Annotated in this window: 9 protein-coding genes and 1 pseudogene; 5 read left to right on the top strand and 5 right to left on the bottom strand. The window is 74.0% G+C overall.

What is annotated here, in order from left to right:
• From ABD329_RS46510 to ABD329_RS46495, 4 genes are all read right to left on the bottom strand, one after another.
• On the bottom strand, window positions 1–1,154 hold a 1,154-nt coding region (locus ABD329_RS46510; protein WP_344318104.1), incomplete at its 3' end, for a hypothetical protein.
• Window positions 1,155–1,609: 455 nt separating this feature from the next.
• A complete protein-coding gene (locus ABD329_RS46505; RefSeq protein ID WP_344318103.1) occupies window positions 1,610–3,526 on the bottom strand; it encodes a DUF3492 domain-containing protein in 1,917 nt (638 codons plus the stop codon).
• 203 nt (window positions 3,527–3,729) lie between these two features.
• The gene (locus ABD329_RS46500) at window positions 3,730–5,286 is read right to left on the bottom strand and encodes a DUF3152 domain-containing protein (protein ID WP_344318102.1); all 1,557 of its coding nucleotides are present in this window, start codon (window positions 5,284–5,286) and stop codon (window positions 3,730–3,732) included.
• Window positions 5,270–6,304, bottom strand: a complete 1,035-nt coding sequence (locus ABD329_RS46495; protein ID WP_198276693.1) for an alpha/beta fold hydrolase — start codon at window positions 6,302–6,304, stop codon at window positions 5,270–5,272. The genes ABD329_RS46500 and ABD329_RS46495 overlap by 17 nt, the downstream gene beginning before the upstream one ends.
• A 263-nt stretch (window positions 6,305–6,567) precedes the next feature.
• Here ABD329_RS46495 and ABD329_RS46490 point away from each other — a divergent pair, with 263 nt between their 5' ends.
• The 4 genes from ABD329_RS46490 (at window position 6,568) to ABD329_RS46475 (ending at window position 8,508) form a co-directional block, all read left to right on the top strand.
• Window positions 6,568–6,798: a hypothetical protein gene (locus tag ABD329_RS46490; RefSeq protein WP_198276692.1), complete on the top strand. Its 231-nt coding sequence runs from the start codon at window positions 6,568–6,570 to the stop codon at window positions 6,796–6,798.
• A gap of 137 nt (window positions 6,799–6,935) precedes the next feature.
• Entirely contained in the window at window positions 6,936–7,577 is a 642-nt protein-coding gene (locus tag ABD329_RS46485; protein ID WP_037952404.1) for a TetR/AcrR family transcriptional regulator, read from the top strand.
• Window positions 7,578–7,803: 226 nt separating this feature from the next.
• On the top strand, window positions 7,804–8,031 hold the full coding sequence (locus ABD329_RS46480; RefSeq protein WP_037952266.1) for a DUF3107 domain-containing protein: 228 nt from the start codon (window positions 7,804–7,806) through the stop codon (window positions 8,029–8,031).
• A 204-nt stretch (window positions 8,032–8,235) separates the two neighbouring features.
• Window positions 8,236–8,508 (top strand): hypothetical protein, encoded by a 273-nt coding sequence (locus ABD329_RS46475; RefSeq protein ID WP_198276691.1) that lies wholly within the window; start codon window positions 8,236–8,238, stop codon window positions 8,506–8,508.
• A gap of 162 nt (window positions 8,509–8,670) precedes the next feature.
• Here the strand turns inward: ABD329_RS46475 and ABD329_RS46470 are convergent, their stop codons facing one another.
• Window positions 8,671–9,480, bottom strand: a complete 810-nt coding sequence (locus tag ABD329_RS46470) for a ferritin-like fold-containing protein (RefSeq protein ID WP_198276695.1) — start codon at window positions 9,478–9,480, stop codon at window positions 8,671–8,673.
• A gap of 203 nt (window positions 9,481–9,683) precedes the next feature.
• On the opposite strand from ABD329_RS46470, the pseudogene ABD329_RS46465 reads away from it, so the two are divergent.
• Window positions 9,684–11,241 (top strand): annotated as a pseudogene (locus ABD329_RS46465) (DEAD/DEAH box helicase); the annotation flags it as partial.

Genomic DNA, 11,241 nt, shown 5'->3' with positions numbered 1-11,241 from the left:
GCAGAGCCCCGGCCCGGGGCCCGGGGCGCGTGAACCAGCAGGCCGAGCGCGGGGGCGCCGCAGGCGGCCGGGAGGACGGCGGCCGCGCCCTGGGCGGCGGTCAGCCGTGCCACGGGCTCCCCGAGCGGCGCGGCGCCCGGCAGCCGGGCGGCCGCCGCCGTCGCCAGGGCCACGGCCTGGGCCGCGCAGGCCACGGCGATGCCGCTGAGCGCGGCCCTCCGGAAGCCGTGGACGGCGAGCAGCCGGGCGAGGAAGAGCAACCCGCAGAGCGCCACGACGGCGGCCTCGGCCATCGAGAGGGGCGCGGCGGGAGGCGATCCGGGCACCGTGAGCCGGGCCGCGACCACTGGGGCCGTCAGAGCGCAGAGGAAGGCCGTCACCACGCCCGCGAACAGCGGGCGCACCCCCGAGGCGAACTCCTCCAGACCACGGCTGACCGCCAGCCTGCGGCGCGCCCTGACGGCGAACCAGCGGGCGCACCAGGCGGCGGGCGCGGCGGCCAGGGCGAGGAGGACGGCGGCCTCGGCCGCGGGCGCCGCGTCGTAAGGGCGACGTCCGTCGAGGAGCCCGGTGAGCAACCAGTCCCCGGCGGCGGCGTACCCGAGCAGCCAGCCGGCCCCGAGGGCGTGCGCGATACGGCCCCCGCGCCCGCTCCCACGGACGTGCAGGGGGCCGCGGCGCAGACACAGCCACAGGGCGATGAGCGTCAGGGCGGCACCGCCCGCGCCCAGGGCGAGGCCGACGGTGGTGTCCTTACGGATGGCATCGACGCGGAGGGCGGCGGAGGCGGTCGCCGCGCACAGGGCACCCGGCAGCAGCCACAGCGCCGCGAGCGTCATCCGCACGCCAGGCGCGCGCCCCGGCGCGGGGGCGGCCGGGGGCGCGGGCTCCTCGGCGCGCGGCACCCGGGCGTACAGCTCCTCGGCGAGCGAGAAGACATCGCGGTGGCGGAAGCGCGCGGCGGTGCGGTCCGTCACACCGTGGGCCTCCAGCCCGGCGGCGATCTCCAGCGGATCGACGGCGCGGGCACACAGGTCGTGGTGGCGGTGCATCAGCGCCCGCACCGGATCGGCGGGCCCTCGCCGCCCCTTCCCCTGCCCCTTCCCGGCCCCGGTACGCGCGGACGCCTCGTCCGGCCGACGCGAGACAGGCACCCGGGAAACCGGCACCCGGGCGCCCCCGGACAGGGCGGAGATGCCGCGCTCGGAGGCAGGGCCGCGGTCGGCGGCAGAGCTGCGGTCGGCGGCAAGGCCGCGATCCGAAGCAAGGCCGCGATCAAAGGCAGGGCCACGGTCGGAGGCGGAGCCACGATCCGAGGCAAAGCTCCGGTCGGAGGCGGGGCCGGGATCCGAAGCGAAGCCGCAATCCGAAGCAAGGCCGCGATCAAAGGCAGGGCCACGGTCGGAGGCGGAGCCACGATCCGAGGCAAAGCTCCGGTCGGCGGCAAGGCCGCGATCCGAAGCGAAGCCACAATCGTCGGCGAAGCCACGGTCGTCGGCGAAGCCACGATCCGAGGCCCGGCCCGGGTCCGATGCGGGGCCGCGATCCGAGGCGAAGCCGTTGTCGGCGGAAGTCGGCTCGAACGGGCCGTTCCACCGGGAAGGCGTGGTCATGCGCCCTCCTCGGACGGGCGCGGGCCCACGCCCAGCGGCTCGCGTGGCGGTGGACCGGCCCAGGTGGGGGTGTGCTCCGGGGCGGGGCGGGAGGCGGCAGGGCCGGGCGGCCGGTGCCCGGAGCCGTCGCCGTCGCGGCCCGCGGTCCAGCGCCCCGGCACATGGGCCTCGGCGGGGCGGGCGAACGGCAGCGGCCCGCCGCCCTCGCCGACCTCCTCACGCGGCACCGGGCAGTGCGACATCAGCTCCAGATAGATCCCGCGGAAGGCCGCGACGTTCTGCTCGACGGTGAACAGCTCCAGCGCGCGGGCGCGAGCGGCGGCGCCCAGGCGCGCACAGCGCTCGGCGTCGCTCAGCAGCGCCAGGCACGCGTCCGCGAGCGCCCGGGGGTTGCGCGGGGGCACCACGAGGCCGGTGCCGCCGATGACCTCGCAGACCGCGCCCACATCCGTGGACACCGTGGCCCGTCCGCAGAACATCGCCTCGACCAGCCCGACCGGAAAGCCCTCGACCACGCTGGACAGCACCACGACGCCGCCCGCTCCATAGGCGTCGGCCAGGGTCGGCACCTCGGGGTCGCCGAGCCGCTCGAAGGAGACGGGGCTGTCACCGGCGGAGTGGGCGTCCGCCGCCTCGTCGGGGAAGAGATGCTCGGCCAGCGCCCGGCAGTGGGCCGGATAGCCGTCCGGCTCCGGGTCCTCGCCGCGCCGGGTCTCGATGATCCTCAGCCGTGCGTCCGGCTGCCACCGGCGCATCTCCGCGAAGGCGTGCAGCAGGGCGATGACGTCCTTGGGGGGCTCGATCCGGCCCACCCACACCAGCGTCCGGTCGTCGCCTTCGGACGGCGCCGCGCCCTGTTCGCCGACCTCCGCGAAGCGGGCGGCGTCCATGCCCGGGTAGACGGTGCGCAGCCGCTCCCGGTCCGCGCCGCACCGTTCCTGCCAGCGGCGGGTGTGCGTATTGCCGGGGGTGATCAGGTCCGCCCGCGCGTACGCCTCGGCGGCCAGCCGGCCGTGGAACGCGGTCAGCAGCGACCGTACGGGCCCGGAGAGCGGCCGTCCGCCCTCCGGGCCGGCCGTACCGACCGCACCGACCGTACCGACCGCACCGACCGCACCGGCCGCGCCCGCCAGATAGCACTCGCGCAGCCGTACGCCGTACTCGGTGAGCAGCAGCGGGGTGCCGAAGCGGCGCTTGGCCAGCAGCCCGGGGAGGACGGCCGCGCCGCCGGTCGCGGCGTGGCACAGATCCACTCCGGACAGCCCCGGGTCGCCTCCGGCGCCGTCGCCGTACCAGTCGAGCGACAGCGGGCGCAGTGCGCGCTCCAGGGCCTCGGTGACGGTCAGCAGATCGGCGACCCGCGCCCGCTGCGCGCCGTGCGGCGCCCCGAGGGTGCGGCAGGCCCGCTCCAGCGTCCTTACGGCGTCCTCGGAGCGGAGCGCGGCGGACAGTCCGCCGTACTCCCCCGCCAGGTCCGCGAGGCCGTGGAGACCATTGGCGAAACGGTCCGCCTGGTCCGTGGAGCACCCGGGCACACCGGAGTCCTGGGGCGCATCGGAACCCTGGGGCGCATCGGAGCCACGCACGCCGGAGCCATGGGGCGCGCCGGAACCGTAAGGCGCGCTGATCGCCGCCGCCAGCTCCCCGAAGTGCTCGGCGAACCGCCGTCGTTGCCGACGGCCGCCCCGACCGCCCCGCCGGGGCTCGGGCTCTCCCCACAGCGGCGCGGTGCACACCCGGCCGACGTGCCGCGGCAGCCCGCCCCAGCCCGCGCCCTCCTGGCCGGGGCCGCGGCTGAGCGCGTACACCTCGAACTCATGCTGGGCGAGCCCGCGCACCAGCCGGTCGCACCACACCCGCGCATCACCGGTCGCATACGGATAGCCACCCTCCGTAAGCAGTCCCACGCGCATGAGCGCACCCCCGATCTCCGAAACGGGCCGTTCGTCTGCCGTCGTCACCGGCGGCGGCCGCCGTCAGGCAGCGGGAGCACGTTATGCGCGCAGGGCCATGGCGCGATGGACGGTTGTCCGTCGCACCACCGGAAGGGGTGAACGCACGTGACCTATCGGGAATTCAGACGTTGCGAGGCGCTATACGAGCCCGTTCGGGCCCGTCAGCCCTTGGGGAACGGCCAGGCGTTGGGGCGGCAGGTGGCGCCGTCCGTCGACAGGAACTTGGTCTGCTGCATCATCACCGGCGCGAGCGCGCCCTGCTTGGAGCAGATCTCATGGTTGTGGCCGAGGCGGTGGCCCACCTCGTGGTTGATGAGCATCTGGCGGTAGGAGTGCAACTTGTCGTCGCCGAAGGTCGCGGCGCCCTGCGCCCACCGATAGGCGTTGATCATGACGCGCTCGGTGGACGCCGAGTCGCAGGAGACGTTGTCCTCGGTGGTGTCCAGGCCGGACTTGGCGCACCACGCCGCCGTGGTCCCGGGGCTCGCGAGGGTGATCACGAAGTCCGCATGCCCGGACGAGACCCGCTCGAAGGTGCGAACGCCGCCGTGCCCCCAACTGCGGTCGTCGTTGAGCGTCTTGTGCACGGCCTCGGCGAACAGCTGGCCGTCGAGCGGCAGCCCCTTCTCCACATCGACCCGGTAGCGCAGCACCTGGCCCCGGCCGGGCGCCTTGTCGTGCCCGCGGACGGTCTGGAAGGCGCCGGATCCGCGCAGCTTGGCGTCGAGCGGATAGAGGGCCGCCATCTTCTCGTCATAGGTGACGGGGGCGGGCGAGCTCGCCGAGCGGGCCGCACCGCGGCCGTCGTCGTCGTGGGAGCCGCGGGAGGCGGCGTCGTCGCCGCGCTCCGAGCCGCCCTGGGCCTGCGTCTTGCCGCCGCCGCCCTGCGGTCCGCCCGCGACCTGTCCGGCCACCACGACGGCCAGCACGGTGGTCACGGCCGCGGCGGCGATACCGGTGAACGTGCGGCCCTTACCGCCCTTGGCGACACCGCGCGCCCCCTTGCCCGGGGGCTCCTGCTCGTCGTCGTCCGGCCCGTTTCCGCCGTCGCCGCCCGAACCGCCGCCGATCCCCCCGGAGGGGGTGGCCGCCCGCTGCGTACGGCGCTGCGGGGGCACGCCGGCCGGCGCACCGGCGGCGAAGACGTCGTCGCCGTCGCAGTCCAGCGCGTCGGGGGCGTCGAACGCCTCGATGTACTCCTTGCGCGGACCGGGCATCAGACCGGCCGCGCCACCCGTGCCGCCCGTGGTCGGGCGCTGCGGCGGATTCATGGTGCGCATGCCGTAAGGGGGCCGCTGACCGCCGGGTCCACCGGGGCCTCTGCCCCCGCCCGGAACGCCCGGACCGCCGGGTCCACCGGGACCCCTGGCCCCGCCCGGACCGCCGCCGCGGCCGCCGACCGCGCCCCAGCCGCCGCCCGCCTCGCGCTGCTCGGGATGTCCGCCCCTGGTGCGCGCCGCGGGCCCGCCGGCACCGTAAGGCAGCCTCGGCACGCCCTGCGGCGGGGTGACCCCGGGGTCCGGGGCGCCGGGCCCCGGTACGGCCCGGCGGCGCCCGTTCCCCGGTCTGCCGCCGTCGGCCGCCGGGGCCTCACCGGACGTGCCGTACTCGACGAACTCGGGGCCCGAGTCCTGCCCCTGGCCGGAGCCCGCCGCGGCGGACCGGCGCTCCCGGCCCTCCTGGCTGCCACGTGCGCTGTGTTTACCCACGCGCCGCACCGCTCCCGTCCGCGCCGGACACCGGTACGGCCCCCCGCGCCTCCCGGCTGTCCCGGTCATCTCGTTGATCAACGTCGTCGAGCAGCTCGCGCATCCCGCGCGCCACCGCTTCGGGATACTCCATCATCGCGACATGCCCGGCGTCCAACAGCGTCAACAGACGCGAGTCGCGGAAGGTGGCGTTGGCCCGATCCGCCATCCTTACGGACACCAGCTGGTCGCGGCCGCCGTAGACGAGCAGCGTCGGGGCGAGCACCCGCTCCGCCTGGCGCCACAGGGAGTGCTGACCGCCCAGGGTGTACGAGTCGACGACACCGCGCGCCGAGCGGGTGAGCGCGTCCCAGAAGTACGGGAGGCCGAGTCGGCGTTCGAACTCCTCGACGGCGTGGGCGAAAGCCTCCCGGGTGACCAGGGAGGGATCGCCGAAGGTGAGCAGCATCACCTCGCGGGTGCGCCGCTCCGCGTCCCAGTCCCTGGTCAAGCGGGTGAACAGCCGGGTCACCCCGGGCACCGCGAGCAGGCCGGTCGGCACCGCGGTGCGCTGCGGGCGCAGTTCGGGCAGCGCGGGCGAGACGAGCGTGAGGGTGCGCACCAGGTCGGGCCGCACCGCGGCGACGCGGGTGGCGATCGCGCCGCCCATCGAATTGCCGACCAGATGGACCGGACCGCGGTCCCGCGCGTCGAGGTAGCGGATCACGGCGCGGGCATGGCCGGTGATCGAGTAGTTGCCGTCGTCCGGCGGCGGGGAGTCGCCGAAGCCGGGGAGGTCGAGCGCCTCGCCGTCCACCCGGTCGGCGAGCAGCTCCATGAGCGCGGACCAGTTCTGCGAGGAGCCGCCGAGGCCGTGGACGAAGAGCGCGGGCGGCAGCCCGGAGGCGGACGGCGGACGGGAGCGCACGGTCATCGTGAGCCCCGGAAGGGCGGCGGTCCGCAGCTTCTCCCCCGCTCCGACTCGCACGGACCTCGCGGGCGGCACCGCCGCGACGATGCGGGCTTCCGGCGGCTCGGTCGAAGACATGCGGCAATGTTACGAGACGATCACGCGCGCGACCGTGTGTTCACGCTCACAGACCACGTAGCGTCCGAAAGTGACCTCTCCTAGGCTCGTAAGTCACAGGGGCGATCACCTTGCCACTGGCTCACCACCGGATGGCCGCCACTGGGAACCGTCGGTGGAAAGCCGCCGTAAGTGGGAACCCATCACCGGCGCCCACCAATGGCGAACCACCACCGGCGGACCGCCGGTGCGAAGCCGCCACAGGGAACAGGGAAGGGGAGTACATGTCCATCGACCCAACCGACCCCGACACCTTCGAGGACTCCGTGGAGAACGCCGACGAGACCGCCACGCGCGATGTCGAGGCTCCCGAGGCGGACGCCGTCGAACAGCACCGCGAGGTGATCTCCCGCCGCGACGAACGGCCCAGGGCCGACGAGTCCATGGAAGCCAACGAGGCCGACCGGGCGGAGCAGGCACGGATCGTCGAGGAGAACGAGGAGGACTACCGGTGACCAGCGCCATTTATGGGCTTTTCATAGAGTCCGGTACATGAAATTCTCCGCACGAACAGCGCGCCGCACTGTTACCCAAAAGTACGATGGCAGGCGCGATGGACATCGTGCACAGGGATCATTCATTGGGAGGCGGCGTGACAGCCATCGAGCAGACCGAGGCGCGCCCACGGGGTACGCGCCTGCCGCGCCGAGCCCGACGTAATCAGCTGCTGGGGGCGGCTCAGGAGGTCTTTGTCGCGCAGGGCTACCACGCGGCCGCGATGGACGACATCGCCGAGCGCGCCGGGGTCAGCAAGCCGGTGCTGTACCAGCACTTCCCGGGCAAGCTCGAGCTGTATCTGGCCCTGCTCGACCAGCACTGCGACGCCCTGCTCCAGGCGGTGCGCACCGCGCTCGCCTCGACCACCGAGAACAAGCAGCGCGTCGCGGCGACCATGGAGGCGTACTTCGCCTACGTCGAGGAGGAAGGCGGCGCCTTCCGGCTCGTCTTCGAGTCCGATCTGACCAACGAGCCCGCGGTGCGCGAGCGCGTGGACCGCGTCTCGCTCCAGTGCGCCGAGGCGATCTGCGAGGTCATCGCCGAGGACACCGGGCTGTCCCGGGACGAGTCGATGCTGCTGGCCGTGGGCCTCGGCGGGGTGTCCCAGGTGGTCGCGCGCTACTGGCTCTCCAGCGAGAGCGCCGTGCCGCGGGACACCGCCGTGCAGTTGCTCACCTCGCTGGCCTGGCGGGGTATCGCGGGCTTCCCGCTGCACGGGGCCGAGGGCGGCCACTGAGCGGGACCGCCGAGCGGACCCGCTGAGCGCGGCGGGGCGGACCAGCGCGGCCACTGAGCGGCCGGGGAACCGTTCCCGGCCGCGAAGAGGCGTGTTCGCGGCGGCGGGCGTGTTCGCTGCCGGCGTTCACCCGCGGCCCCCGGCGGGTGTCCCGGCCGGGCTAATGTGTGCTGGGTACAGCGCGGATGGCCGCGCTACCCCAAATGACCGTCGGAGGGACAAGGCCGTGGAGGTCAAGATCGGCGTGCAGCACGCGCCCCGCGAGATCACCTTGGAGAGCGGGCAGTCTGCCGAGGAGGTCGAGCGCCTGGTGGCCGAGGCACTCGGCGGCAAGTCTCAGGTGCTGACCCTGGAGGACGCCCACGGCCGCAAGGTCCTGGTCCCGTCCGACCGGCTCGCCTACGTCGAGCTCGGCGAGCCGACCGCCCGCAAGGTCGGTTTCGGCGCGGCCTGAGGATTCACCCACAGCGGCGGGGTCCGGTGGAGCAAGACCACCGGGCCCCGCCGCTGTTTGCGCTCGCACGCACGCCCCCGGCTCGGCACGCGCCACAGACCGCCCCCATGGACAGGGTTGCCTCCGGGCGGGCACGGGTAGGACGGGCGTGACCGACTCGTGATCACGTATCGGTCCCGGTCCGCTCACGGGAAGGACGCGCCAATGCTGTTCTGGGAAGCGCTCGCCTCGGCACTGATCGGTCTCGTCATCGCGTACGGGGCGCTCCACCGGATGCCCCGAAGGCTGCCCGCACGCCCCCTCGTCCTGTCCACAGGCCCGGCCGCCGCGCTTCTGGGCGCTCTGCTGACCCATACGGTGCTGGGCTCGGGCCACACGGCGGCCGTGCTGATCGTCGCGCTCGGCTTCTCGGCGGCGCTGCTGTCGCTGCTCATCCGCCCGGCCAGGGCGCGCCGCCGGCGTTCGGTCCCTGCGTAAGGCCGTAGGCCCGTGAACCGTACGGCCGCAGGCCCGTGAACCGTAAGGCCGCAGGCCCGTAACCCGTAAGGCCGTAAGCCCAGGCCCCGCAGCCCCCTGTCCGGCGACCGGGCTCCGAGCGGCACCGGCCGCCGGAGTCCGTCGTTCCGTAGTCGTTCGAACCTAGGCGGCGAGCCCCAGGGCGGCCATCCGCTTGGTGTGGGCCTCGGTGATCCGGGAGAACATCCGGCCCACCTCCGCCAGGTCGAAGCCGTCGGCCAGCCCGCCGACCAGCATCGTGGAGAGCGCGTCGCGGTCCGCGACCACCCGCTGGGCCTGCGACAGCGCCTCGCCCATCAGCCGCCGCGCCCACAGCGCCAGCCGCCCGCCGACCCGCGGATCGGCCTCGATCGCGGCCCGCACCTTCTCGATCGCGAACGAGCCGTGGCCGGTGTCGTCCAGCACCTGGAGCACCAGATCGCGGGTGTCGGAGTCCAGCCGGGCCGCGACCTCGCGGTAGAAGTCACTGGCGATCGAGTCGCCCACGTACGCCTTGACCAGGCCCTCCAGCCAGTCGGACGGCGCGGTCTGCCGGTGGAACCCGTCCAGCGCCGCCGCGAACGGCTCCATCGCCTCCGTAGGCTCCTCGCCGATCGCCGAGAGCCGCCCCCGAAGCCGCTCGAAGTGGTGGAACTCGGCGGACGCCATCTTCGCCAGCTCCGCCTTGTCCTCGAGGGTGGGCGCCAGCTTCGCGTCCTCCGCCAGCCGCTCGAAGGCGGCCAGCTCGCCGTACGCGAGGGCGCCGAGCAGATCCACCACGGCGGCCCGGTACTGCGGATCGGCGGCCGCCGTGTCCCAGTCCTGGGCGGCGATCCCGGTGGGCTCCGGGGCCTTCTCCCCGCCGTCCTTCCCCGGAGCTGCGTCGTCCCCGGCGCGGTCCCCGGTGGTCGCGGCGGGCGTCTCAGGCGTGTCAGGCGTCTCCATGGAGCGCACAATAGCCCGCTCCGCGCCCCGGGGAAGGCCCTGGTCAGCCATGCCCACGGATGCCCCGCATCGGACAGCCCGGTCACAGATGCGCGCTTACGGGGTACAGTGATAAATGCGCCCGTCGAGTATCGGCGGGTTGTTCCACGAATGCGGATGCCCGGTCGGTGGCCCGATCGGCTCCAAACCCGACCGCCCTCCGCGCGGCGCGCATCACCTATGCGCACGGCAGGAGGGACCCGCTCGCGGCGTGTGCGCTCGAGCGAAGGCCGTGGTCCCGCGCCGAACCGGCCGTCCCCAAGGCCGGTGCAACCGGGCGCCGTGCGACCCCCTTCGCCGCCTCCCGCCGCGCTCACAGAAGAGGCAAGCATCCTGACCACCTTCCGAGAACTCGGGATCCTCCCCGAGACTGCCGAGGCCCTGGAAGCCGTCGGCATCACGTCCCCGTTCCCCATCCAGGAGATGACGCTTCCGGTCGCCCTCTCCGGCACCGACGTCATCGGCCAGGCCAAGACCGGCACCGGCAAGACGCTGGGCTTCGGCCTCCCCCTGCTGGAGCGCGTCGTCGTCCCCGCGGACGTCGAGGCGGGCCGGGCCAAGCCCGAGCAGCTGACCGACGCCCCGCAGGCGCTCGTGGTCGTCCCCACCCGCGAGCTGTGCCAGCAGGTGACCAACGACCTGCTGACCGCCGGTAAGGTCCGCGCCGTCCGCGTTTTGTCGATCTACGGCGGCCGCGCCTACGAACCGCAGGTCGAGGCCCTGAAGAAGGGCGTCGACGTGGTCGTCGGCACCCCGGGCCGGCTGCTGGACCTGGCGGGCCAGAAGAAGCTGCGGCTCTCCGCCGTCAAGGCGCTCGTCCTGGACGAGGCCGACGAGATGCTCGACCTGGGCTTCCTGCCCGACGTCGAGAAGATCATCCAGCTGCTGCCCGCCAAGCGCCAGACGATGCTCTTCTCGGCCACCATGCCGGGCCAGGTCATCTCGCTGGCCCGGCGCTACATGTCGCAGCCCACGCACATCCGTGCCACCGCGCCGGACGACGAGGGCGCGACCGTGGCCAACATCACGCAGCATGTCTTCCGCGCCCACTCCTTGGACAAGCCGGAGGTCGTGGCGCGGGTGCTCCAGGCCGACGGCCGCGGCCTCGCGATGATCTTCTGCCGTACGAAGCGCACCGCCGCCGATATCGCCGATCAGCTCTCGCGCCGTGGCTTCGCCTCCGGCGCGGTCCACGGCGATCTCGGCCAGGGCGCGCGCGAGCAAGCCCTGCGCGCCTTCCGCAACGGCAAGGTCGACGTGCTGGTGTGCACCGACGTCGCCGCGCGCGGCATCGACGTCGAGGGCGTCACGCATGTGATCAACTACCAGTCGCCCGAGGACGAGAAGACCTATCTGCACCGCATCGGCCGTACGGGTCGCGCGGGTGCCTCGGGCATCGCGATCACGCTCGTCGACTGGGACGACATCCCGCGCTGGCAGCTGATCAACAAGGCGCTGGACCTGCCGTTCAACGAGCCGGAGGAGACGTACTCCACCTCCGAGCACCTCTATGAGCTGCTGAGCATCCCCCAGGGCACCACCGGTGTGCTGCCGCGCGCCGAGCGCACCCGGGCCGGGCTCGCCGCCGAGGAGGTCGAGGACCTGGGTGAGACCGGTGGCCCCGGCCCCCGCCGCGGAGGAGCGTCCCGCGCGCAACCGCCGGGTCCGGCGCCGCACCCGTGGCGGTGTGCACCTGGACGGCGCGGACGCGCCCGCGGAGGCGGCCGAGTC

The sequence above is a fragment of the Streptomyces javensis genome (genome assembly GCF_039525925.1).
Taxonomy (GTDB): Bacteria; Actinomycetota; Actinomycetes; order Streptomycetales; family Streptomycetaceae; genus Streptomyces; species Streptomyces asiaticus.
This window is presented reverse-complemented; position numbering and strand designations above follow the sequence as displayed.